We start from the raw sequence: 22,330 nt of genomic DNA on the forward strand, positions 1-22,330 counted from the left end.
AAGAGGATGAATCATGCCCGTCAAGGACCCATCCAAGGTCGTTCCGCAGGTCCCTGCGGAGAGCGCCGATGCCGCCCTCAAGCACATCGTCGACGGCTTCCTGCGTTTTCACCATGACGTATTCCCCGAGCAGCAAGAGCTGTTCAAGAAACTCGCCACCGCGCAAACGCCGCGCGCCATGTTCATCACCTGTGCCGACTCGCGGATCGTCCCTGAGCTGATCACCCAGAGCTCGCCAGGCGACCTGTTCGTGACCCGTAACGTCGGTAACGTGGTACCGCCCTACGGCCAGATGAACGGCGGTGTGTCCAGCGCCATCGAGTACGCGGTTTCCGCGCTGGGCGTGCACCACATCATCATCTGCGGCCACTCCGACTGTGGCGCCATGCGTGCGGTGCTCAACCCTCAATCGCTGACCAAGATGCCAACCGTTTCTGCCTGGTTGCGTCACGCCGAAGTGGCCCGCACCGTGGTCGAGAACAACTGCAACTGTGGCAGCGAGCATGAAACCATGCAGGTGCTGACCCGCGAGAACGTCATCGCCCAGCTGCACCACCTGCGCACCCACCCGTCGGTGGCGTCGCGCCTGGCGGCTGGCGAGCTGTACATCCATGGTTGGGTCTACGACATCGAGACCAGCAAGATCGAAGCCTACGACGCCGCCAGCGACAGCTTCATGCCTTTGGCCGCTGGTGAGCCGATCCCCTGCGCCACCCCGAGAGGCCGCTACTAAGCGACCCGTCCAACGCTAGAACCTTGATAGCCGGCTGCACCCTTTAGGGGTGTGGCGCGGCCTTCTGCTGCCTTGAATTCCCTGATTGCCCTGCCGGCGTGCTCGCTGGCGGCCCGCGCCTGCGCGTTCGTCAGGGGCCACGTGCCCACGGCCAGAGGAATGGCCGTGTGACTTTAGAAAGGAGAAACACGGTGAACATGACACAGTTGAAAGCGGCCCTGCCGCGTGAGTTATTGGCGTCAGTGGTGGTATTCCTGGTGGCCCTGCCGTTGTGCATGGGCATCGCGATCGCCTCGGGCATGCCGCCGGCCAAGGGGCTGATTACCGGTATCATCGGCGGTCTGGTGGTGGGCTTTCTGGCGGGCTCGCCCCTGCAGGTCAGCGGCCCGGCCGCCGGCTTGGCGGTGCTGGTGTTCGAACTGGTGCGCCAGCATGGCGTGGCCATGCTCGGGCCGATCCTGCTGCTGGCGGGGCTGCTGCAATTGCTGGCCGGGCGCCTGCGCCTGGGCTGCTGGTTCCGGGTGACGGCGCCGGCCGTGGTGTACGGCATGTTGGCCGGCATTGGCGTGCTGATCGTGCTGTCCCAGGTGCACGTGATGTTCGACAGCGCACCGCAGCCCTCGGGCCTGCAGAACCTGCTGGAGTTCCCCGCGACCGTTGCCGGGGCCTTGCCGCTGGAAAGCGCAGGCTCGGGCTGGCAAGCCGGTGCGCTCGGCTTGGGTACCATCTTCATCATGTGGGCCTGGGAGCGCCTGAAACCGCAAAAGCTGCGCTTCGTGCCGGGTGCTTTGTTGGGGGTGGGGGCGATGACGCTCATCAGCATGTGGTTGGTGCTGCCGGTGAACCGTGTACAGGTGCCAGCTGACCTTTCCCAGGCGATCGACTGGATCCGCCTGGACGACCTGATGAAACTGGCCGACCCGACCCTGCTGGTGGCCGCCTTCGCCCTGGCCTTCATCGCCAGCGCCGAAACCTTGCTGTCAGCTGCCGCCGTCGACCGCATGCACAGCGGCCAGCGCTCGGACTTCGACCGTGAGCTGTCGGCCCAGGGCATCGGCAACATGCTCTGTGGCGTGCTGGGCGCCCTGCCGATGACCGGGGTCATCGTGCGCAGTTCGGCCAACGTGCAGGCCGGAGCACAGACTCGCGCCTCGGCCATCCTGCATGGCGTGTGGTTGTTGGCGTTCGTCGTGGTGCTGAGCAGCGTGCTGCAGCAAATCCCGGTGGCGAGCCTGGCGGGCGTGCTGGTGTACACCGGCATCAAGCTGGTGGACTTCAAGGCGTTTCGTGGGTTGGGCCGCTATGGCCGTATGCCAATGTTCACCTATGCGGCCACGGCCCTGGCGATCATCTTCACTGACCTGCTGACCGGTGTGCTGCTGGGCTTCGCCCTGACCCTGCTGAAGCTGGCCTTCAAGGCGGCGCGGCTGAAGATCAACCTGGTGGATCTGGAGAAAAAGGGGCACATGGAGCTGCGCCTGAGCGGCGCGGCGACCTTCCTCAAGGTGCCGGCGCTGACCCAGGTGCTGGAGACCGTGCCGGCGGGCACCAAGCTGCATGTGCCGCTGGGCAACCTCAGCTACATCGACCATTCATGCCTGGAGCTGCTTGAGGACTGGGGGCGGAGCAATGCGGCGCATGGCTCGCGGCTGCTGATCGAGCAGCGCCGGTTGAAGCGGCGGATCGAGGGGCGGATGCGTACTACGGCTGGAGCGGGGGCCTGAGCTTGCCTCTTCGCGGGGCAAGCCCGCTCCCACAAAAGTTGCAGCGCTGCTGTCCCTGTGGGAGCGGGCTTGCCCCGCGAAGAGGCCGGTACAGGCAACATCAGGCCGGCTGGCCTAACTCCACACCCAGCTGACGCGACAGGCATGGCCAGCGTTTCCACGCCGCGCCCGTTTCAGGGCTGCTCAACTTCTCGCGATAGGCTTCAACCGATTCCGCAGCAAAACTCTCGTCATTCAGCATTTCATCCACCGAATGGTGCACCACCTCATCCAGCTTATTGGCGAACTCCTCGCCGATAAGCTGATGGGCAATCAGGTTGGCCACGGTGGTGTCGACTGGAATCAGCGGTTGTTGGAAATGCCGGATATACAGGTCGTTCACTTCCTCCACCAGCCGATGCGCCAAGTAGGCCTCGTCCAGCAGGCAATCCACGCCCACGTGCCCCGCCATGACCTCGGGCGGCTGCAGGAAATAGGCCTCGGCAATCTTCAACACCGGTTTGATCTGCGAGTCGATTCCGGCTTCGAGCGCCACCGCATGGGCAGCCTCCAGCAGTTCCGGAACCTGTTCGATGTAAGCGCTGACGAAGCGCGCCAAAGTACCCTGGGCGTCCTGCTCAGGCAGTTGGATCGAGGGGTGAAGGTGGGGCAGTTGGGCCTCGAGACGCGCTTTCAGTTGGCCGGTACGGCTCTCGTGATCGTGGGCTTGGCTAATTTGCTCGCGTACAGCTGCGATGTTCATGACAACTCCAGGGACAAGACGTTTCAAACGGAAGACACTAAATTAGCTCGGTATACAGAATACCTAAGACGCATTTGTTATAAGCCTCGCAAACGTGTGCGCACTTGGCTATATATTGGCGCCATTATAGTGCCATGCCCCCTCTAGACTGGGCTTTTCGCGGCATTGAATGAATTCGTGAAGTTCATTTCATCCGCGCCGTTGCGTGCCATTGGTCGCTGTCTATACTCCGCTTGAACGTGATTCGTTGATGAGGCCCGACTGCTTTCGCAGGGGCTCGGTCGTCGAAGCCAGGCAGTCTTGACCGCCGTTCCCTCTTGCCGCAGGCCACGCCTCCGGGACTACAAGAATTAGAAGGGGAACCCGCAATGATGCGACATCCACATGTCTGGATGGGCCTACTGTTGTGGACGGTTTTCGGTCAGGCCAACGCCGCCTGGACCGTGAACATGGCACCGGGGGCGACGGAAGTCTCCAACGCCGTGTTCGACCTGCACATGACCATCTTCTGGATCTGCGTGATCATCGGCATCGTGGTGTTCGGCGCGATGTTCTGGTCCATGGTCATCCACCGCCGTTCCACCGGCCAGCAGGCCGCGCATTTCCACGAGCATACCTGGGTGGAAATCATGTGGACGGTGGTCCCCTTCCTGATCCTGGTGGTCATGGCCATACCGGCCACCAAGACCCTGATCGACATCTACGACGCCAGCGAGTCGGACATCGACATCCAGGTCACCGGCTACCAGTGGAAGTGGCACTACAAATACCTGGGCCAGGACGTGGAGTTCTTCAGCAACCTGGCTACCCCCGCCGACCAGATCCACAACAAGGCGCCCAAGGACGAGCACTACCTGCTCGAAGTCGACCAGCCACTGGTGCTGCCGGTGGGCGCGAAAGTGCGCTTTCTTGTCACCGCCGCCGACGTCATCCATTCCTGGTGGGTACCGGCGTTTGCGGTCAAGCGCGACGCCATCCCGGGCTTCGTCAACGAAGCCTGGACGCGCATCGAGAAGCCCGGCATCTACCGCGGCCAGTGCACCGAGCTGTGCGGCAAGGACCACGGTTTCATGCCGGTTGTGGTCGAGGTCAAGTCCAAGGCCGACTACGACACCTGGCTTGGCGAGCGCAAGGCCGAAGCGGCCAAGCTCAAGGAGCTGACCAGCAAGGAATGGACCCTCGAAGAGCTGGTCGAGCGCGGCGACAAGGTTTACCACACCACCTGCGTGGCCTGTCACCAGGCCGAGGGCCAGGGGCTGCCGCCGATGTTCCCCGCGCTCAAGGGCTCGAAGATCGCCACCGGGCCGAAGGAAGGTCACCTGGGCATCGTCTTCCACGGCAAGCCCGGCACCGCCATGGCCGCGTTCGGCAAGCAGCTCTCGGAAGTCGATATCGCCGCCGTGGTCACCTACGAGCGCAACGCCTGGGGCAACAACAAGGGCGACATGGTCACACCGAAGGACGTGCTGGCGCTCAAACAGGCCGAAGCGCAATGAACCTCGCAGGAGACAGGACATGAGTGCAGTCATCGACGACCACGCCCACGGCCATGACCACGCGCATGGCCCCGCCAAGGGCCTGATGCGCTGGGTGCTGACCACCAACCACAAGGACATCGGCACGATGTACCTGTGGTTCAGCTTCATCATGTTCCTGCTCGGCGGTTCGTTCGCCATGGTGATCCGCGCCGAGCTGTTCCAACCCGGGTTGCAGATCGTGGAACCTGCGTTCTTCAACCAGATGACCACCATGCACGGCCTGATCATGGTGTTCGGCGCGGTGATGCCGGCCTTCGTCGGCCTGGCCAACTGGATGATCCCGCTGATGATCGGCGCGCCGGACATGGCCCTGCCACGGATGAACAACTTCAGCTTCTGGCTGCTGCCGGCGGCGTTTCTGCTGCTGGTCTCGACCCTGTTCAGCCCCGGTGGCGGGCCGAACTTCGGCTGGACCTTCTACGCCCCGCTGTCGACCACTTACGCGCCGGCCAGCGTGACCTTCTTCATCTTTGCCATTCACCTGATGGGCGTCAGTTCGATCATGGGTGCGATCAACGTGATCGCCACCATCCTCAACCTGCGCGCGCCCGGCATGACCCTGATGAAAATGCCGCTGTTCGTCTGGACCTGGCTGATCACCGCGTTCCTGCTGATCGCGGTGATGCCGGTGCTGGCCGGGGTGGTGACCATGATGCTGATGGACATCCACTTCGGCACCAGCTTCTTCAGCGCCGCCGGTGGCGGTGACCCGGTGCTGTTCCAGCACGTGTTCTGGTTCTTCGGCCACCCCGAGGTGTACATCATGATCCTGCCCGCCTTCGGTGCGGTCAGCTCGATCATCCCGGCGTTCTCGCGCAAACCGCTGTTCGGCTACACCTCGATGGTCTACGCCACCGGCGCGATTGCCTTCCTGTCGTTCATCGTCTGGGCCCACCACATGTTCGTGGTCGGCATCCCGGTGGTGGGCGAGCTGTTCTTCATGTACGCGACCATGCTGATCGCCGTGCCCACCGGGGTGAAGGTGTTCAACTGGGTCAGCACCATGTGGGAAGGCTCGCTGACCTTCGAGACGCCGATGCTGTTCGCCATCGCCTTCGTCATCCTGTTCACCATCGGCGGCTTCTCCGGCCTGATGCTGGCCATCGCCCCGGCCGACTTCCAGTACCACGACACCTACTTCGTGGTGGCGCACTTCCACTACGTGCTGGTGCCGGGGGCAATCTTCGGCATCTTTGCCTCGGCCTATTACTGGCTGCCGAAGTGGACCGGCCACATGTACGACGAGACCCTCGGCAAGCTGCACTTCTGGCTGTCGTTCATTGGCATGAACATGGCCTTCTTCCCCATGCACTTCGTGGGTTTGGCCGGCATGCCGCGACGGATACCCGACTATAACTTGCAGTTCGCCGACTTCAACATGGTCTCGTCAATCGGCGCCTTCATGTTCGGCGCCACGCAGATCTTCTTCCTGTTCATCGTCATCAAGTGCATCCGTGGCGGCGCGCCGGCTCCGGCCAAACCCTGGGATGGGGCCGAAGGGCTGGAGTGGTCGATCCCCTCGCCTGCGCCCTACCACACCTTCCAGACCCCACCGGAAGTGAAATAGGACACCGCCCATGACCGGCCAACCGCTCAAACGCCTGGTGCTGCGCCTGCTGATGCTGACGGTGGTGATGTTCGCCTTCGGCTTCGCCCTGGTGCCGATCTACGACGTGATGTGCAGGGCCTTCGGCATCAACGGCAAGACCGGCGGGCAGTACGAGGGCAGCCAGGTCAGTGACCCGACGCGTTCGGTGCGGGTGCAGTTCATGTCGACCAATGCCAGCGACATGGTCTGGGACTTCTACTCCACCGCCGACCAACTCGAGGTCAACCCGGGGGCGGTGAATCAGATGATCTTCATTGCCCACAACCCGACCGACCGGCCAATGAGCGCCCAGGCCATACCCAGCATTACGCCGGCGGAAGCTGCGGCGTATTTCCACAAGACCGAGTGCTTCTGCTTTACCCAGCAGGTGCTGCAGCCCGGCGAACGCATCGAGATGCCGGTGCGCTTCATCGTCGACCGCGACCTGCCGGCCGGCGTGAAGCACCTGACACTGGCCTACACCTTGTTCGACATCACCGCTCGCCACCCGCCGGTCGCGCATGTCGCGGCCCAGGGCGTTCAAGGCGCCCGTTAAGGGAAGGAGAACAGCAATGGCAAGTCATGAGCACTACTACGTACCGGCGCAGAGCAAGTGGCCGATCATCGCCACCATCGGCATGTTCATCACCGTGTACGGCCTGGGCACCTGGTTCAACGACATGAAGGCCGGCCACCCCGATTCCCATGGGCCGCTGATCTTCTTCGTCGGGGCGTTGTTCCTGGCCTACATGCTGTTCGGCTGGTTCGGTGCGGTAGTGAAGGAAAGCCGCGCCGGGCTGTACAGCCCGCAGCTGGACCGATCGTTCCGCTGGGGCATGAGCTGGTTCATCTTCTCCGAAGTGATGTTCTTCATGGCCTTCTTTGGCGCGTTGTTCTATGTCCGGGTACTGGCCGGGCCTTGGCTCGGTGGAGAGGGCGCCAAGGGTGTGGCGCACATGTTGTGGCCCAGTTTCGAGTTCGCCTGGCCGCTGCTGCACACGCCCGACCCCAAGCTGTTCCCGCCGCCCAAGGAAGTCATCGACCCGTGGCATCTGCCGCTGATCAATACCATCCTCCTGGTCAGCTCCAGCGTGACCATCACCATTGCCCACCACGCCCTGCGGCGTGACCATCGCGGCCCGCTGAAACTGTGGATGGCGCTGACGATTGTGCTGGGCCTGAGCTTCATCGCGCTGCAGGCCTACGAGTACCACGAGGCTTACAACGAGTTGGGGCTGACGCTGGGGTCAGGCATCTACGGCGCAACCTTCTTCATGCTCACCGGCTTTCACGGCGCCCACGTGACGCTGGGTACGATCATCCTCATCGTCATGTTCGTGCGCATCCTGCGCGGGCACTTCAATGCCGACAAACACTTCGGGTTCGAGGCGGCCAGCTGGTACTGGCACTTCGTCGATGTGGTGTGGGTGGGGCTGTTCATCTTCGTGTATGTGCTGTGATCAGAACGGAGCATGAGACACCAGCTGGCCACTGATAAAGCCATACGCCACCAGGCAGATGGTCAGGCTGGCAAGGGTGACACGCACGGTCAGCGCCTTGAGCAGGCGGGTCGAGTTTTCATCGTCCTTGACCAGAAACACCAGGCCACTGAACAGGCTGGCAACCGTGGCCAACAGCATCAGGACAATCGCGGCCTTGAGCATGGCGGTAACTCCGGGGGGATGCGGTGATGGGGATAAGTATAGCGAGGCGCCCGTGAGGCCGTTTCGCCCAGGTTGGGTGCCGACCCTGGTAGTGCTTGCGCTGCTGCCGGGGTTGATTGCGCTTGGCTGCTGGCAATTGGGTCGCGCCGACGAAAAACGTGCACTGCTGGCGACCTATGCCGAGCGCAGCGTTGACACCCCGCTTACCACTACCCAGTTGCAGCAGAACCAAGACAGCGCCTTCCGCCGCGTGCACCTCTACGGCCGTTTCGATGCCGAGCACAGCGTGCTGCTGGACAACCGCATGCGCGACGGCCAGGTGGGCGTCGAGCTGCTGCAGCCCTTCCATGACCAGCCCAGCGGCCTGTGGCTGCTGGTCAACCGGGGTTGGTTGCCGTGGCCGGACCGCAGGGTGCCGGTAACCTTCGACACCCCGGCGCAGGCTTTGGCCCTGGATGCTTCGGTCTACGTGGCCCCGGGCAGCCCCTTTCAACTGCACCCCGACCCGGTCGGCGGCCAGTGGCCGCATCTGCTCACGGCCGTGAGCCCGGCGCAGCTGTGGCAACAGCTAGGGCGCGAAGGTTTCGTCCATGAGCTTCGCCTGCAGCCTGGCCCAGCGACCTACCGCCTGGACTGGCCGGTAGTCGCGATGGGCCCGGAAAAGCATTTGGGCTACGCGGTGCAGTGGTTTGCCCTGGCCACCGCGCTGGTGCTGCTTTACCTCTATTTCGGTTGGCACAACAAAAAGGAGAACCACCATGGCCGCCGCCACCACTCCACTGAACGTGCCTGAACGTCGCAAACCCAGAGCCCGCGGGCGTTTGCAGCTGATTTTGATTCTGCTCGTGGTGCTCGGGCCGATGATCCTGGCCACCAGCATGTACAAGCTCAAGTTCTGGGTGCCAGAAGGTCGAAGCTACCACGGCACGATGATCGGCAATGGCGAGAGCCGCAGTGATATCGGCATCACCGGCGAGGATGCGCGCTGGCAGTTGCTGGTCAGCGCCCCTGAAGCCTGCGCCGAAGAATGTCAGCGCCTGGTGTACCTGGCGCGGCAGATCCAGGTCGGCCTGGGCCGCGACGCCAGCCGCGCCAGCCATGCCCTGGCCGCTGCACAGCCGTTGAGTGCTGACTATCAAACCCTGCTGGGGCGTGAATACCCGCAATTGCAACGCTACCCGCTGGATGCCCAGCGCTATATCCAGAAGGTCGGCGAGCTTGCCCCGCACCTGTGGATCGTCGACCCGCACGGCAACCTGGTGCTGCGTTACGACGGCAAGGTCAACGGCAAGCAGGTGCTGGATGACCTGCGCCACCTGCTCAAGCTGTCCAACATTGGCTAGGAGCCTGCCATGGCCAGACCCGGATTTCGCCTCGCTGTGTTCGCCACCCTGCTGGCGCTGGTGGTCGTCCTGCTCGGTGCCTATACCCGCCTGACCCATGCAGGCCTGGGATGCCCCGACTGGCCCGGCTGCTATGGCTTCATCAGCGTGCCGAAAACCGATGCGCAGCTGGCCCATGCCGAGCTGCACTTCCCCGAGCACCCGGTGGAGGAAGCCAAGGGCTGGGCCGAGATGGTCCATCGTTACTTTGCCGGGACGTTGGCGCTGGTGATTGCACTGCTCGCATTCCAGGCCGTAAAGCGCCATGCCCGCGACGGTCAGCCGTATCGCTTGCCGGTACTGCTGCTGGGCGTGGTGCTGGCCCAGGCGGCGTTCGGCATGTGGACGGTGACGCTGAAGCTGTGGCCACAGGTGGTCACCGCCCATCTGCTCGGCGGCTTCACCACCTTGAGCTTGCTGCTCCTGCTATCCCTGCGTCTATCCCGGGCCTTTGCGCCATTGCCGAAATTGCCGCTGAGCCTGCGCCGAATCGCTGCGCTGGCGCTGTTGGTGGTGGTCGGCCAGATCGCCCTTGGCGGGTGGGTCAGCGCCAACTACGCAGCGGTTGCCTGTATCGACCTGCCCACCTGCCATGGCCAGTGGTGGCCGGCAGCGGATTTCAGCAACGGCTTTCACCTTACCCAGCACGTCGGCCCCAACTACCTGGGCGGGCAGCTGGACAGCGATGCCCGCACCGCCATCCATATCAGCCACCGCTTGGGCGCCTTGCTGGTCACCTGCGTGCTGCTGATGCTTGGCTGGAAGCTGCACCGCTGTGGCCTGCCGGGCCTTGGAAGGTTGGTGCTGCTGGCCCTGGCGCTGCAGATCGGCCTGGGCATCAGCAACGTGCTGTTCCACCTGCCGCTGGCTGTGGCCGTGGCGCATAACGCCGGCGGTGCGCTGTTACTGCTGAGCATGGTGCTGGTCAACTACCGCATCCGCGTGGTCGACAAGGTGCGCGTCGGGCATGGCTGGCGCCTGACCCCGGTTACCGGCGTTGGCGTATCCCATCACATGAGGAATGATTCGTGGCGACGCTTCTGAGTGCCCGGCGTGCCAGCTGGCGCGATTATCTGGAGCTGACCAAGCCCAAGGTGGTGGTGCTGATGCTGATCACCTCGCTGGTGGGCATGTTCCTCGCTACCCGTGCCGGTGTGCCCTGGAGCGTACTGCTGTTCGGCAACCTGGGCATTGCCTTGTGCGCGGGCGGCGCCGCAGTGGTCAACCATATCGTGGACCGGCGTATTGATGCGCTGATGGCGCGCACCCACAAGCGACCGATCGCAGAGGGGCGCGTCGAGCCGCTGCCGGCACTGTTGTTTGCCTTCGCCCTGGCGCTGCTGGGCATTGCCCTGCTTCTGGTGTTCACCAATGCCCTTACCGCCTGGCTGACACTGGCCTCCTTGCTCGGTTATGCGGTGCTCTACACCGGCTATCTCAAGCGTGCGACACCGCAGAACATCGTCATCGGTGGCCTCGCCGGCGCAGCCCCGCCGTTGCTTGGTTGGGTGGCAGTCAGCGGCCACATCAGCGCCGAGCCCCTGCTGCTGGTGCTGATCATCTTCGCCTGGACCCCACCGCACTTCTGGGCCCTGGCCATCCACCGCAAAGAGGAATACGCCAAGGCCGATATTCCGATGCTGCCGGTGACCCACGGCGAGCGCTACACCAAGCTGCACATACTGCTCTACACCCTGATTTTGCTGGCGGTCACCTTGCTGCCCTATGCCATCCACATGAGCGGCCCGCTGTACCTGGCCTGCGCCCTCGCCCTGGGCCTGCGCTTCCTGCAATGGGCCTGGGTGTTGTACCGTGGCAGCCGGCCGCACGCGGCGATCGGCACGTTCAAGTACTCTATCGGCTACCTGTTCGCGCTGTTCATCGCGTTGCTCGTTGACCACTACCTGTTGCTGAACCTATGACCCGAACCCAGAAAACCGTCTTCATCCTCGTCGCCCTGGTCGCGTTGATCATGGGCCTGACCGTCAACAAGGTGCTTAACGGCCGTGACCAGCCCAACCCGACCGAGCTGATCGACGCCGGCATCATCCTCCTGCCGCAGAGCCGTACAGTGGCGGACGTGACCATGACCAACCAGGACGGCCAGCCCGTGCAGCTGGATGACCTGAAAGGCAAATGGTCGCTGCTGTTCTTCGGTTACACCTACTGCCCGGACATCTGTCCGACCACCCTGGCCCAGTTGCGCCAGGTGAAGAGCGAGCTGCCCAAGGACGCCGTGGACCGGCTGCAGGTGGTGCTGGTGAGTGTGGACCCGAACCGCGACACGCCGAACCAGCTCAAGCAGTACCTGGGCTATTTCGACAAGGATTTTGTCGGGGTGGCGGGGTCGATCGAGGATACCCAGAAACTGGCGAATGCCTTGAGCATTCCGTTCATTCCGGCGGATACCAGCAAGCCGGGGTATACCGTGGATCACAGCGGCAACCTGGCCATCGTTGGGCCGGATGGGCGTCAGCGCGGGTTCATTCGCGCGCCGTTCAACAACCAGAAGCTGGTGGCCCAGTTGCCGGGGTTGGTTAAGCGGGACTGATGCAGGCCTAAAAGCTTCGCGGGCAAGCCCGCTCCCACAGGTACGGCACAAGTCTGAAGCTTTGTGCTATCCCTGTGGGAGCGGGCTTGCCCGCGAAGACTTCAGCGCGATTTAACGGCTTAGAACGCCGGCACCACCGCACCTTTGTACTTCTCGGTAATGAACGCCTTCACCTCAGGCGAGTGCAGCGCCGCGGCCAGCTTCTTCATGTCTTCCGAGTCCTTGTTGTCCGGGCGGGCAACCAGGATGTTCACATACGGCGAGTCGCTGCCTTCGATGGCCAGGGCGTCTTTCTCCGGATTCAACTTGGCTTCCAGCGCGTAGTTGGTGTTGATCAGGGCCGCATCGACCTGGGTCAGCACGCGCGGGATGGTGGCGGCTTCCAGCTCACGGAACTTCACGTTCTTCGGGTTCTCGGCAACGTCCTTCACAGTCGACAGGATGTTGCTGTTGTCCTTGAGCTTGATCACGCCTGCCTTGGCCAGCAGCAGCAGGGCACGGCCGCCGTTGGTGGCGTCGTTGGGGATCACCACGGTGGCACCGGACGGCAGTTCTTCGAGCTTCTTCACCTTGGTGGAGTAAACGCCCAGCGGCTCGATGTGCACGCCGGCCACGCTGACCAGGTGGGTGCCCTTGGCCTTGTTGAACTCATCCAGGTACGGCTGGTGCTGGAAGAAGTTGGCGTCCAGGCGCTTCTCGGCGACCTGCACGTTCGGCTGGATGTAGTCGGTGAACTCTTTCACCTTGAGCTTAACGCCCTCTTTCTCCAACTGCGGTTTTACGAAGTTGAGAATCTCGGCGTGCGGCACCGGGGTGGCGGCAACGGTGAGGTCTCCGGCGTGGGCCGAGAAGGCCGCGACGGCGGCAGCAACAGCAAGCAGCTTCTTCATTGATCACTCCTTGTGAGGGCCGCGACGGCCCCCGAACGGGTCGGCTGGGCCGACCCCATTGGGGTTACTTACGGGAAAAATGCACGACCAGTTTGTCGCCCACGCTCTGCAGGACTTGAACCAGCACCAGCAACAGCACCACGGTGACCACCATCACGTCGGTCTGGAAACGTTGGTAGCCGAAGCGGATGGCCAGGTCGCCCAGGCCGCCCGCGCCGACCACACCGGCCATGGCGGTGTACGACACCAGGGTAATGGCGGTGACGGTGATGGCTGCGAAGATGCCCGGACGGGCCTCTGGCAGCAGCGCGTTGGTGATGATCTGGCGGGTGGTGGCGCCCATCGACTGGGTGGCTTCGATGATGCCGCGGTCCACCTCACGCAAAGCGGTTTCCACCAGGCGTGCGAAGAACGGCGTGGCGCCCACCACCAGCGGCGGGATGGCACCAGCAACGCCCAGCGAGGTGCCAGTGATCAGCACGGTGATCGGGATCATCACGATCAACAGGATGATGAACGGCAGCGAGCGCAGGATGTTGACGACCAGCGACAGCAGCGCATACACGCCCTTCTGCTCGAACATCTGCCGCGGGCCGCAGAGGAATAGCAGCACGCCCAGCGGCAGGCCCAGCAGCACGGTGAAGAACAGCGAGCCGAACAGCATGATCATGGTGTCGATGGTGGCCAGCCAGATTTCGGCCCAGTCGACATTGGCGAAGAAATTCAGGGCGTCCATCAACGCAGTACCTCCATATGTACGTCAGCTGCCTTGAAGCGGGCGAACGCCGCCTCCATGTCACCGCCGATCAGGGCGAGGGTGAGCTGGCCATAGGGGACATCCTTGATGCGGTCGATACGCCCGGCGAGGATGCTGTAGTCGACGCCGGTTTCGCGGGCCACGGTGCCCAGCAGCGGCGCATAGGTGGCGTCGCCCTGGAAGGTCAGACGCACGATGCGGCCCGGTACGTGGGCGAAGTCGTCGCGTTGTTCGCCTTCGTCGACCTGCTCGTCTTCCTGGACGAAGCGCTTGGTGGTCGGGTGCTGTGGGTGCAGGAACACCTCGGCCACCGAACCTTGCTCGACGATCAGCCCGGCATCCATCACCGCCACGCGGTCGCAGACCCGGCGGATCACGTCCATTTCATGGGTGATCAGCACGATGGTCAGCTTCAGCTCACGGTTGATCTCGGCCAGCAGTTGCAGCACCGAGGCCGTGGTCTGTGGGTCGAGGGCACTGGTGGCCTCGTCGCACAGCAGAATCTTCGGGTTGGTGGACAGGGCGCGGGCGATGCCGACGCGCTGCTTCTGGCCGCCGGACAACTGCGCCGGGTATTTTTTCGCGTGGTCTTGCAGGCCAACGCGGGCCAGCAGCTCGGTGACGCGCTTGTCGATCTGGCTGCGAGACAGCCCGCCGGCAAGGGTCAGCGGTAGGGCGACGTTGTCGGCGACGGTCTTGGAGGCCAGCAGGTTGAAGTGCTGGAAGATCATCCCGACCTGCTGGCGGAAGCCGCGCAGCTGGGTGGCATTGAACGCGGTGACATCTTCGCCGTCGACGATGATCTTGCCGCCAGAGGGCTCTTCCAGGCGGTTGATCAGGCGCAGCATGGTGCTTTTGCCGGCGCCGGAATGGCCGATCAGGCCGAACACCTGGCCGGCTTCGATGGTCAGGCTGGTCGGGTTCAGGGCGGGGATTTCCCTACCGGCGACGCGGTAGGTCTTGTGGACATGTTGGAACTCGATCACGTAGCGAACCTTGTGGGGCGCATGGAAATTGGGGTCAGCGGTTGGCTGGGGTGGCGCATTTTAGCCTTTTCCCATAGTTGTTCTTAGCATTTATTTCGTAATGGACCAATCCATCGGGCATAACACGACAGCTGGTAATCCTGATTGAACGCTCGGCAAAGCCCTCCAGTCACTACAAGAACAAGCCCGAATGGGCACGCCTGAAGACTGATGAGGAGAGCTGAGATGCCCAGTAAAAAGACGGATGCGCCGAAGCAGAGTGAGCTCGCCGGAGTCGCTACCCCTGATCGCGCCAATACCAATAGCAAGCTGCAAAGCCTCGAGGATGTGCGTAGCGATGCCACGGGCCAGGCGTTGCGCACCAACCAGGGTGTGCGCATTGCTGACAACCAGAACACCCTCAAGGCAGGTGATCGCGGGCCCTCGTTGCTCGAAGATTTCATCATGCGTGAGAAGATCACCCACTTCGACCACGAGCGCATCCCGGAACGTATCGTGCACGCCCGGGGCACGGGGGCCCACGGCTTCTTCCAGAGCTATGGCAACCATGCCGAACTGACCAAGGCCGGTTTCCTGCAGGATCCGGAGAAGATCACACCGGTATTCGTACGCTTTTCGACGGTCCAGGGGCCTAGGGGGTCAGGCGATACAGTACGGGATGTGCGCGGTTTTGCCGTCAAGTTCTACACCGATGAAGGGAACTTCGACTTGGTTGGCAACAACATGCCGGTATTCTTCATCCAGGATGCGATCAAGTTTCCAGACTTCGTACATGCGGTGAAACCAGAGCCCCACAATGAGATGCCTACCGGTGGCTCGGCACATGACACTTTCTGGGACTTCGTTTCGCTGGTACCGGAGTCGGCGCACATGGTCATGTGGGCCATGTCCGACCGCGCCATCCCGCGCAGCCTGCGCATGATGGAAGGCTTCGGCGTGCATACCTTCCGGCTGATCAATGCCGAAGGCGTGGCCAGCTTCGTCAAGTTCCACTGGAAACCGAGCCAGGGCGTGCACTCGCTGCTGTGGGACGAGGCGCAAAAGCTTGCGGGCAAAGACACCGACTTCCAGCGCCGAGACCTGTGGGAGGCCATCGAGACCGGCGATTATCCTGAGTGGGAACTAGGCGTGCAGATCGTGGCCGAGGCCGATGAGCACAAATTCGATTTCGACCTGCTGGACCCGACCAAGATCATTCCCGAAGAGCTGGTGCCGGTTACACCGTTGGGCAAGATGGTGCTCAATCGCAATCCGGACAATTTCTTTGCCGAAGTCGAGCAGGTTGCCTTCTGCCCGGGGCATATCGTGCCGGGCATCGATTTCACCAATGACCCTTTGCTGCAGGGCCGGTTGTTCTCCTACACCGACACCCAGCTCAGCCGTTTGGGCGGGCCCAACTTCCACCAGATCCCGATCAACCGCCCGGTTGCGCCTAATCACAACAACCAGCGCGATGCCCTGCATCAGCACGTGGTGCACAAGGGACGTGCTTCCTACGAGCCGAACTCCATCGATGGCGGCTGGCCGAAAGAGACGCCACCGGCCGCGCAGGACGGCGGCTTCGAGAGTTATCAGGAGCGTATCGACGCACACAAGATTCGCCAGCGCAGCGAATCGTTCGGTGACCATTTCTCGCAAGCGCGGTTGTTCTTCCAGAGCATGAGCCCCACTGAACAGCAGCACATCATCAAGGCGTACAGCTTTGAATTGGGCAAAGTGGAGCGCGAAGCGATCCGCGCGCGCGAGGTCAATGAGATCCTGGCCAACATCGACCTCAAGCTGGCCGCCGCGGTGGCCGCCAATCTCGGTTTGCCTGCGCCCAAGGCAGGGACAGTCAAGGTCAAGGGTAGCCAGTTGGCGCAATCGCCGGCCCTGAGCCAGATGAACCATCCGGGCGTGATCGGTATCAAGGGACGCAAGATAGCCGTGCTGCTGGCAGACGGGGTGGATGCGGTCAGCGTCGACCGGCTGGTCAAGGCCTTGGAAGCACACAGTGCCCGTATTCTGTTGCTGGGCCCGACCTCGGCACCGGTGAAAACGGCGGACGGCCAGCAGTTGCCGGTGGATGCATCGATGGAGGGCATGCCCTCGATCATGTTCGACGGGGTGCTAGTGCCGGCGGGCAAGGCTGCACTCGATGCGCTGGGCGCCAGTGGGCTGGCCAAGCACTTCCTGCTGGAAGCCTACAAGCACCTCAAGGCCATTGGTTTTGCGAAGGAAGGCAAGGTGTTGGTCGATGGGCTGGGGCTGAAGGAAGATAAAGGCTTGCTGCTCGGGGATGACCAAACAGCCATGGATGCCTTTGTCAAAGCGGTCGAAGGGCATCGGGTTTGGGAGCGGGAGGCCGCTGCAGAAGCAGTGCCAGCCTGATAGGACCTTTCGCGGGGCAAGCCCGCTCCCACAATGGTTCTGCTAACGCCGATCATTGTGGGAGCGGGCTTGCCCCGCGAAAAGCTCACTGCTGATGCGGAACTAGAACCACCTGCGCCGGCAACTTGCGCTGAATCTCATGCTTCTGCTTGAGCTGGTAGTTACTGTCGAGCTTGCTGACCCGCTTCTGCAGCAGGTTCTTCAACCAAGGCGCATCCTCAGTGCGCGGCACCTGGAACACCACCTCGCACTGATAATTCACCACATCCTTGGCAATTTCATCGAGCTGACGGCGCATGGCCGCGATATCCGTGGTCTTCAGCGCGATCACCGTGCTCGGTGCTGTCGGGTCGATTACTCGCGCCACAGGCTTGGCTTCGGCGGCTTTCAATGCAGCCTCGGCCTTCTCCAGTTCAGCCTTGCGTGCCTGGGAAACGGCGTCGCCGCCGGTTACTGCCGGTGCCCTCGGCATCAGGGCACGGGCGCGCGCCAGGGCGGTCGCGGCAGCGTTGACATCGCCCTTCTGCAAGACAATCTGGCTGCGCTTGAGATAGGCCTCGGCCAGCTGGCGCTGGTACTGCTCCAGGCGGGCATCGTCAGGCGTTTGCGCCTGCAGGGCGGCAAGCTGGTCCTCGGCGGTGGCCAGTTCATTGGTGGTAATACTTTGCTGCAGCTGCTGCCAGGCATCGGCTTGCGCAGGTGCACTGGCCTGCTCGACCGGCGCGCTGGAACACGCGGCCAGGAACAGGGAAAACGCGGCAACAAGCAGATAACGGGATGCGAACGGCTTCATTCCTGCGACTCTCTATTTGCGCAAAAAGCGAGCAAGTCTACACCCAGGTGCGCACGCTCGAAAACAAGTCTTACAGACCTTTTACCCGCGAAAAGGTTGCAGGGCGCGCCTGGGCGCACCCCGGTTTTCAGCGTTTTGGCAGGGCCAGGCTCAGCAAGAATAGCACCGCCGCGCAGACCACGATCGATGGGCCGGCCGGGGTGTCCTTGAACCACGACATCGCCAGGCCGCCGCAAACAGCGGCTACACCCAGCAGGCTGGCGCCCAGCGCCATCTGCTCTGGCGAGCGCGCGTGACGTTGTGCCGCAGCGGCCGGGATGATCAGCAACGAGGTGATCAGCAGCACGCCGACGATCTTCATGGCCACGGCGATCACCACGGCAATCAGCAGCATCAGGGCCATGCGCAGGCCGGCCACCGGCAGGCCTTCGACCATGGCCAGCTCTTCGTGCACGGTCACCGCCAGCAACGGCCGCCACAGCGCCGCAAGCAGCAGCAACACCAGCGCGCTGCCGCCGAGGATCCAGGCCAGATCGGAAGTGCTGATGGCCAGCAGGTCGCCGAACAGGTAGGCCATCAGGTCGATGCGTACGTCGTGCATGAAGCTCAGCACCACCAGGCCCAGCGACAGGGTGCTGGGGGCGAGGATGCCGAGCAGGGTGTCCGAGGCCAGCGGCTGGCGCTGTTGCAGGGTGACCAGCAGGATCGCCAGCAGCAGGCAGCCAACGGTGACTGCCAGCGCCGGGCTGATGTCCAGCACGAAGCCCATGGCCACGCCCAGCAGGGCGGCATGCGACAGCGTGTCGCCAAAGTAGGCCATGCGCCGCCACACCACGAAGGAGCCGAGCGGGCCCGCCACCAGTGCCAGGGAAAGACCCGCGAGCAGGGCGTAGAGAAGAAAATCAGCCATGCTTGCAGTGGTCTCCGTGAACATGGGTGCCAGGGGCAACCACCGAGCCGTGCAGGTCGTGGCTGTGGTCGTGATGGTGGTGGTAGACGGCCAGGCTGGGTGCGTTCTGGCCGAACAGCTCGACGAACGCCGGGTCGTTACTGACCTGCTCTGGGTGGCCGGAGCAGCACACATGGCGGTTCAGGCAGACCACCTGGTCGGTGGCGCTCATCACCAGGTGCAGGTCGTGCGAGACCATCAGCACGCCGCAGCCGTGGCGGTCGCGCAGGCGGGTGATGAGGTTGTACAGCTCGGTCTGGCCGACCACGTCGACGCCCTGCACCGGCTCGTCCAGCACCAGCAGTTGCGGCTCACGCAGCAGTGCCCGGGCCAGCAGCACGCGCTGCATTTCGCCACCGGAGATGGTCTGGATCGGGTTGTCGATGACCTGTTCGGCGCCGACTTCCTGTAAGGCCGACAAGGCTGCCGCGCGGTCTACGCCGGGTACCAGGCGCAGAAAACGCAGCACCGAAAGTGGCAGCGTGGCATCCACCTGAATCTTTTGCGGCATGTAGCCGATGCGCAGCTTCGGCTTGCGCCAGACCTTGCCACGGTGCGGCTTGAGCAGCCCGAGCACGGCGCGAACCAGGGTGGTTTTACCGGCGCCGTTGGGGCCGATGAGGGTCACGATCTGGCCCGGGGCCACCGACAGGTCGATGCTGTCGAGCACCGCCTCGCCGCCGAATGTGACGCCGACCTGCTCCAGGCGGATCAGTGCATCGCTCATGCCGCGCCCCGGCAGTTGCCGCATAGGCCGACGATCTCCACCGTTTGCGTTTCGACGCTGAAGCCCACGCCCTTGGCGCTGGCGATGATCGCGTCACTGATGCTGTCCTGCTCCAGCTCGATGGCCACATGGCATTCGCGGCAGATCAGGAACTGCCCCTGATGCACATGCTCGGGGTGGCTGCAGCCGATGAAGGCGTTGAGCGAGGCGATGCGGTGCACCAGGCCGTTTTCCAGGAGGAAGTCCAGCGCTCGATAAACGGTCGGCGGCGCGGCGCGGCGGCCGTCCTGCTCACTGAGCACGGCGAGGATGTCGTAGGCGCCCAGCGGCTTGTGGCTCTGCCACACCAGCTCCAGCACGCGCTTGCGCAGCGCGGTCAAGCGCAGGCCCTGGCGGGTGCACAGCACTTCGGCCTCGGCCAGGGCGCTGTGCACGCAATGGGAATGATCATGGGGACGGTGAGCCAGCGGCGTGATGGACATGGGCAGCGACGGTTCTGGATGGAGACGTTATTATGTTACCTGTTTCTGACGACCCGAGTATTCACCGTGTCCCGATTCCTTGTGCTTTTTGTCGCTTTCATCGCCTGTTCGGCGCAGGCCGACGTGCGTGTGCTGACCAGTATCAAACCGCTGCAGCAGATTGCCGCCGCCGTGCAGGACGGGGTCGGCAGCCCTGAAGTGCTGCTGCCGCCTGGCGCTTCGCCGCACCATTACGCCCTGCGCCCATCCGATGTACGCCGCGTCGGCGATGCCGACCTGCTGTACTGGATTGGACCGGACATGGAGAACTTCCTGCCACGGGTGCTGGGCAGTCGCAGCAAACCGACAGTGGCCGTGCAGTCGCTGGAGGGCATGAAGTTGCGCCACTTCGGCGAAGACAGCCACTCCCATGAGGGCGACGACCATGATGATCACGACCACGATCACCGTCCGGGCAGCCTGGATGCGCACTTGTGGTTGTCGTCGGTGAACGCCCGGGTCATCGCGGCGAAGATGGCGGCGGACCTGGCGGCGGCCGATCCCTCCAACGCAGCGCGCTACCAGAGCAACCTGAAGGCCTTCACCGAACGCCTCGATGGGCTGGATGCGCGCATCAAGGCGCGGGTCGCGGCCATCGCCGACAAGCCGTACTTCGTGTTCCACGAGGCATTTGATTACTTCGAGTCGGCTTATGGCCTGAAGCATACCGGCGTGTTCAGCGTGGCGGCCGAAGTGCAGCCGGGCGCGCAGCATGTTGCGGCCATGCGCAAGCGACTGCAGGAAGTGGGCAAGACCTGTGTGTTCAGTGAGCCGCCGATCAGGCCGCGGTTGGCTGAGACGCTGACGGCCGGGTTGCCGGTGCGGTTGGCGGAGCTGGATGCGTTGGGTGGCACCGATCCGGTGGATGCCAAAGGCTACGAGCGGTTGCTGGACAAGCTGGGCAATGACCTGGTGGGGTGCCTGGAGCAGCTCTAGCGTCTGCACTGGCCCCTTCGCGGGCAAGCCCGCTCCCACAGGTTCGGCAGCGCCGCAAAAACCTGTGGGAGCGGGCTTGCCCGCGAAGGGGCCGCCGCAATCTACAAAGCGAACGGCAGGTGCAAAGCCACTTGCTGTCGCTGCGCCAAGCGCACCTCGAATTCGCTCGGGTCATGGATCATCACGTCCATCCCGGCAAACGATTCGGCCGCGATCAACCGCGATAGCCAGAACCGCACGCACCCTACCCGCAACATTTCCGGCCACAGCTCGGCCTCGGCGGCGGTAAACGGCCGCAGCGCCGCGTAGGCCGCCAGCAATGCCTGGGCGCGAGGTACGTCGATCGCACCGTGCTCGTCCAGGCACCAGTCGTTCACGGTGATGGCGATGTCATACAGCATCGGCCCCGAGCAGGCGTTGTAGAAGTCGATCACGCCGGTCAGGTGGGTGCCTTCGAACATCACATTGTCACGGAACAGGTCGGCATGCAGATTGGCCCGTGGCAAGGCCAGGATCTGCGCCTTGTGCGCGGTGATCTCGGCCAGCGCCGGCTGCAGCAGCGCAGCCTGTTCGGTGCTCAGGCGCGGCATCAGCTCGGCGCCGGACGCCAGCATCCAGTCCAGGCCGCGGTCGGTCTTGCGCTCGATGACCTTGTCGCGGGTGGCCAGGTGAATGTGCGCCAGCAGCTCGCCCACTTGGGCACAGTGCTGGTTGTTCGGCGCCTTGATGTGCTTGCCCGACAGCCGCGGCTGCAGCAGCGCCGGCTTGCCGCACAGTTCGCGCAAGCCATTGCCGTCGCGGTCGCGAATGGCGTAGGGCACCGGCATGTCGGCATCGTGCAAGGTGTCGAGCAGCTCGATGAAGAACGGCATGTCCTCGCTGGGCCCGCGCTCGATCAGCGTCAGCACGAACTCCCCCTGTTCGAGGCTGACGAAGAAGTTGCTGTTCTCGGTGCCGGCGGCGATGCCCTGGAAATCGAGCAGACGGCCCAGCTGGTACGGCGCCAGAAAGGTTTCCAGCTCAGGCCGGGTCACGGGGGTGAAGACTGACATGATGAAATGATGCCCATACGGGCACTTCCGCCGGGAAGTGCCGGGTTGATGTGAACGGTGCGCGTCAGATTACCACTCGAAGATCTTCCAGGACGGAATCAGCATGTCCGGTTGGTCGGAACGAATGAAATTGCCATCGGAGCCATCGGCGCGTACCAGAAAATAAGGCTTGCCGTTTTTCGGCGTGATCTTGATCGCATACAGGAAGCCGTTCTGCCGGTATTCCTGGATGGTTTTATCGCCTTCCGTGCGAATGGTCACCTCGGGATCTGCCGAGGGGGCGTCTTCCGCCGCCAGGGTGACGACAGGCATGGTTGCCAACAGGCCGAGCAGTAACAGGCGATTGAGTGTACGCATGATAACCTTGTCCCTTTGTCGTCATTGATCCGGCTATTCTAGCTCCGGACCCGCCGAAAAGGTTGATTCT

The 22,330-nt window shown here is 63.2% G+C and carries 24 protein-coding genes; 13 read left to right on the forward strand and 11 right to left on the reverse strand.

Features of this window, described 5'->3' with window-relative positions; translation table 11 throughout:
• Nucleotides 1-13: 13 nt before the first annotated feature.
• Nucleotides 14-733: a carbonic anhydrase gene (locus tag ACZ6YA_RS04895; protein WP_400802602.1), complete on the forward strand. Its 720-nt coding sequence runs from the start codon at nt 14-16 to the stop codon at nt 731-733.
• 191 nt (nt 734-924) lie between these two features.
• The gene (locus ACZ6YA_RS04900; protein ID WP_465895846.1) at nt 925-2,457 is read left to right on the forward strand and encodes a SulP family inorganic anion transporter; all 1,533 of its coding nucleotides are present in this window, start codon (nt 925-927) and stop codon (nt 2,455-2,457) included.
• Nucleotides 2,458-2,557: 100 nt separating this feature from the next.
• Here the strand turns inward: ACZ6YA_RS04900 and ACZ6YA_RS04905 are convergent, their stop codons facing one another.
• Nucleotides 2,558-3,199, reverse strand: a complete 642-nt coding sequence (locus ACZ6YA_RS04905) for a hypothetical protein (RefSeq protein ID WP_465895847.1) — start codon at nt 3,197-3,199, stop codon at nt 2,558-2,560.
• Nucleotides 3,200-3,567: 368 nt separating this feature from the next.
• On the opposite strand from ACZ6YA_RS04905, the gene coxB reads away from it, so the two are divergent.
• The 4 genes from coxB to ACZ6YA_RS04925 are packed head-to-tail and all read left to right on the forward strand — an operon-like array spanning nt 3,568 to nt 7,785.
• Entirely contained in the window at nt 3,568-4,695 is a 1,128-nt protein-coding gene (coxB, locus tag ACZ6YA_RS04910; protein WP_465895849.1) for a cytochrome c oxidase subunit II, read from the forward strand.
• Nucleotides 4,696-4,714: 19 nt separating this feature from the next.
• Nucleotides 4,715-6,304 carry a cytochrome c oxidase subunit I gene (gene ctaD, locus ACZ6YA_RS04915; protein ID WP_400802595.1) on the forward strand — a complete coding sequence of 530 codons (1,590 nt, stop codon included), beginning with the start codon at nt 4,715-4,717 and terminating at the stop codon, nt 6,302-6,304.
• 10 nt (nt 6,305-6,314) lie between these two features.
• Complete coding sequence (locus ACZ6YA_RS04920) at nt 6,315-6,881, forward strand: cytochrome c oxidase assembly protein (protein WP_400802593.1); 567 nt, start codon at nt 6,315-6,317, stop codon at nt 6,879-6,881.
• Between the two features lie 16 nt (nt 6,882-6,897).
• The gene (locus tag ACZ6YA_RS04925; protein WP_465895850.1) at nt 6,898-7,785 is read left to right on the forward strand and encodes a cytochrome c oxidase subunit 3; all 888 of its coding nucleotides are present in this window, start codon (nt 6,898-6,900) and stop codon (nt 7,783-7,785) included.
• On the opposite strand, the gene ACZ6YA_RS04930 is transcribed toward ACZ6YA_RS04925, so the two are convergent.
• A complete protein-coding gene (locus tag ACZ6YA_RS04930) occupies nt 7,786-7,989 on the reverse strand; it encodes a twin transmembrane helix small protein (RefSeq protein WP_465895851.1) in 204 nt (67 codons plus the stop codon).
• Nucleotides 7,990-8,041: 52 nt separating this feature from the next.
• Between ACZ6YA_RS04930 and ACZ6YA_RS04935 the strand changes: the two genes are divergently transcribed.
• From ACZ6YA_RS04935 to ACZ6YA_RS04955, 5 genes are read left to right on the forward strand one after another with little or no spacing between them, the layout of a single operon-like run.
• Nucleotides 8,042-8,782: an SURF1 family protein gene (locus tag ACZ6YA_RS04935; protein WP_465895852.1), complete on the forward strand. Its 741-nt coding sequence runs from the start codon at nt 8,042-8,044 to the stop codon at nt 8,780-8,782.
• On the forward strand, nt 8,748-9,332 hold the full coding sequence (locus ACZ6YA_RS04940; RefSeq protein WP_465895853.1) for a hypothetical protein: 585 nt from the start codon (nt 8,748-8,750) through the stop codon (nt 9,330-9,332). The genes ACZ6YA_RS04935 and ACZ6YA_RS04940 overlap by 35 nt, the downstream gene beginning before the upstream one ends.
• Nucleotides 9,333-9,341: 9 nt before the next feature.
• Complete coding sequence (locus tag ACZ6YA_RS04945; protein WP_465895855.1) at nt 9,342-10,415, forward strand: COX15/CtaA family protein; 1,074 nt, start codon at nt 9,342-9,344, stop codon at nt 10,413-10,415.
• Entirely contained in the window at nt 10,400-11,293 is an 894-nt protein-coding gene (gene cyoE / locus ACZ6YA_RS04950; RefSeq protein WP_465895856.1) for a heme o synthase, read from the forward strand. The genes ACZ6YA_RS04945 and cyoE overlap by 16 nt, the downstream gene beginning before the upstream one ends.
• On the forward strand, nt 11,290-11,922 hold the full coding sequence (locus ACZ6YA_RS04955; protein WP_465895858.1) for an SCO family protein: 633 nt from the start codon (nt 11,290-11,292) through the stop codon (nt 11,920-11,922). Before cyoE ends, ACZ6YA_RS04955 begins: the two co-directional genes overlap by 4 nt.
• A gap of 119 nt (nt 11,923-12,041) precedes the next feature.
• Here ACZ6YA_RS04955 and ACZ6YA_RS04960 read toward each other — a convergent pair whose 3' ends face one another.
• From ACZ6YA_RS04960 to ACZ6YA_RS04970, 3 genes are all read right to left on the reverse strand, one after another.
• Nucleotides 12,042-12,812, reverse strand: coding sequence for a MetQ/NlpA family ABC transporter substrate-binding protein (locus ACZ6YA_RS04960; protein ID WP_465895860.1), 771 nt, complete (start codon nt 12,810-12,812; stop codon nt 12,042-12,044).
• A 64-nt stretch (nt 12,813-12,876) separates the two neighbouring features.
• Entirely contained in the window at nt 12,877-13,548 is a 672-nt protein-coding gene (locus tag ACZ6YA_RS04965) for a methionine ABC transporter permease (RefSeq protein WP_176515961.1), read from the reverse strand.
• Nucleotides 13,548-14,555, reverse strand: coding sequence for a methionine ABC transporter ATP-binding protein (locus ACZ6YA_RS04970; protein WP_465895862.1), 1,008 nt, complete (start codon nt 14,553-14,555; stop codon nt 13,548-13,550). The genes ACZ6YA_RS04965 and ACZ6YA_RS04970 overlap by 1 nt, the downstream gene beginning before the upstream one ends.
• A 225-nt stretch (nt 14,556-14,780) precedes the next feature.
• Here ACZ6YA_RS04970 and katE point away from each other — a divergent pair, with 225 nt between their 5' ends.
• A complete protein-coding gene (katE, locus tag ACZ6YA_RS04975; RefSeq protein ID WP_465895863.1) occupies nt 14,781-16,925 on the forward strand; it encodes a catalase HPII in 2,145 nt (714 codons plus the stop codon).
• A gap of 85 nt (nt 16,926-17,010) precedes the next feature.
• Here katE and ACZ6YA_RS04980 read toward each other — a convergent pair whose 3' ends face one another.
• The 4 genes from ACZ6YA_RS04980 to zur form a co-directional block, all read right to left on the reverse strand.
• Nucleotides 17,011-17,718: a PA5502 family lipoprotein gene (locus ACZ6YA_RS04980; protein ID WP_465895864.1), complete on the reverse strand. Its 708-nt coding sequence runs from the start codon at nt 17,716-17,718 to the stop codon at nt 17,011-17,013.
• Nucleotides 17,719-17,845: 127 nt separating this feature from the next.
• Entirely contained in the window at nt 17,846-18,628 is a 783-nt protein-coding gene (znuB, locus tag ACZ6YA_RS04985; RefSeq protein ID WP_465895865.1) for a zinc ABC transporter permease subunit ZnuB, read from the reverse strand.
• Nucleotides 18,621-19,394, reverse strand: a complete 774-nt coding sequence (gene znuC, locus ACZ6YA_RS04990) for a zinc ABC transporter ATP-binding protein ZnuC (RefSeq protein WP_465895866.1) — start codon at nt 19,392-19,394, stop codon at nt 18,621-18,623. The genes znuB and znuC overlap by 8 nt, the downstream gene beginning before the upstream one ends.
• Nucleotides 19,391-19,876 carry a zinc uptake transcriptional repressor Zur gene (zur, locus tag ACZ6YA_RS04995; RefSeq protein ID WP_465895867.1) on the reverse strand — a complete coding sequence of 162 codons (486 nt, stop codon included), beginning with the start codon at nt 19,874-19,876 and terminating at the stop codon, nt 19,391-19,393. Before zur ends, znuC begins: the two co-directional genes overlap by 4 nt.
• Before the next feature lie 18 nt (nt 19,877-19,894).
• Between zur and ACZ6YA_RS05000 the strand changes: the two genes are divergently transcribed.
• A complete protein-coding gene (locus tag ACZ6YA_RS05000) occupies nt 19,895-20,851 on the forward strand; it encodes a zinc ABC transporter substrate-binding protein (RefSeq protein WP_465895868.1) in 957 nt (318 codons plus the stop codon).
• Between the two features lie 101 nt (nt 20,852-20,952).
• Here the strand turns inward: ACZ6YA_RS05000 and ACZ6YA_RS05005 are convergent, their stop codons facing one another.
• A complete protein-coding gene (locus ACZ6YA_RS05005; RefSeq protein WP_465895869.1) occupies nt 20,953-21,903 on the reverse strand; it encodes a homoserine kinase in 951 nt (316 codons plus the stop codon).
• Between the two features lie 69 nt (nt 21,904-21,972).
• Nucleotides 21,973-22,260, reverse strand: a complete 288-nt coding sequence (locus ACZ6YA_RS05010) for a DUF2782 domain-containing protein (protein WP_015268476.1) — start codon at nt 22,258-22,260, stop codon at nt 21,973-21,975.
• Nucleotides 22,261-22,330: the final 70 nt, after the last annotated feature.

The sequence above is a fragment of the Pseudomonas sp. NPDC090752 genome (assembly GCF_055584805.1).

Bases quoted from the DNA above. Each gene is read 5' to 3' on its own strand.
- ACZ6YA_RS04980 (WP_465895864.1), bottom strand. From the start codon at position 17,718: ATGAAGCCGTTCGCATCCCGTTATCTGCTTGTTGCCGCGTTTTCCCTG.
- ACZ6YA_RS04905 (WP_465895847.1), bottom strand. From the start codon at position 3,199: ATGAACATCGCAGCTGTACGCGAGCAAATTAGCCAAGCCCACGATCAC.
- znuC (WP_465895866.1), bottom strand. From the start codon at position 19,394: ATGAGCGATGCACTGATCCGCCTGGAGCAGGTCGGCGTCACATTCGGC.
- ACZ6YA_RS05010 (WP_015268476.1), bottom strand. From the start codon at position 22,260: ATGCGTACACTCAATCGCCTGTTACTGCTCGGCCTGTTGGCAACCATG.
- znuB (WP_465895865.1), bottom strand. From the start codon at position 18,628: ATGGCTGATTTTCTTCTCTACGCCCTGCTCGCGGGTCTTTCCCTGGCA.
- ctaD (WP_400802595.1), top strand. From the start codon at position 4,715: ATGAGTGCAGTCATCGACGACCACGCCCACGGCCATGACCACGCGCAT.
- ACZ6YA_RS04920 (WP_400802593.1), top strand. From the start codon at position 6,315: ATGACCGGCCAACCGCTCAAACGCCTGGTGCTGCGCCTGCTGATGCTG.
- ACZ6YA_RS04945 (WP_465895855.1), top strand. From the start codon at position 9,342: ATGGCCAGACCCGGATTTCGCCTCGCTGTGTTCGCCACCCTGCTGGCG.
- ACZ6YA_RS04895 (WP_400802602.1), top strand. From the start codon at position 14: ATGCCCGTCAAGGACCCATCCAAGGTCGTTCCGCAGGTCCCTGCGGAG.
- ACZ6YA_RS04965 (WP_176515961.1), bottom strand. From the start codon at position 13,548: ATGGACGCCCTGAATTTCTTCGCCAATGTCGACTGGGCCGAAATCTGG.
- ACZ6YA_RS05000 (WP_465895868.1), top strand. From the start codon at position 19,895: ATGGAGACGTTATTATGTTACCTGTTTCTGACGACCCGAGTATTCACC.
- ACZ6YA_RS05005 (WP_465895869.1), bottom strand. From the start codon at position 21,903: ATGTCAGTCTTCACCCCCGTGACCCGGCCTGAGCTGGAAACCTTTCTG.
- katE (WP_465895863.1), top strand. From the start codon at position 14,781: ATGCCCAGTAAAAAGACGGATGCGCCGAAGCAGAGTGAGCTCGCCGGA.
- ACZ6YA_RS04955 (WP_465895858.1), top strand. From the start codon at position 11,290: ATGACCCGAACCCAGAAAACCGTCTTCATCCTCGTCGCCCTGGTCGCG.
- coxB (WP_465895849.1), top strand. From the start codon at position 3,568: ATGATGCGACATCCACATGTCTGGATGGGCCTACTGTTGTGGACGGTT.
- zur (WP_465895867.1), bottom strand. From the start codon at position 19,876: ATGTCCATCACGCCGCTGGCTCACCGTCCCCATGATCATTCCCATTGC.
- ACZ6YA_RS04940 (WP_465895853.1), top strand. From the start codon at position 8,748: ATGGCCGCCGCCACCACTCCACTGAACGTGCCTGAACGTCGCAAACCC.
- ACZ6YA_RS04960 (WP_465895860.1), bottom strand. From the start codon at position 12,812: ATGAAGAAGCTGCTTGCTGTTGCTGCCGCCGTCGCGGCCTTCTCGGCC.
- ACZ6YA_RS04925 (WP_465895850.1), top strand. From the start codon at position 6,898: ATGGCAAGTCATGAGCACTACTACGTACCGGCGCAGAGCAAGTGGCCG.
- ACZ6YA_RS04930 (WP_465895851.1), bottom strand. From the start codon at position 7,989: ATGCTCAAGGCCGCGATTGTCCTGATGCTGTTGGCCACGGTTGCCAGC.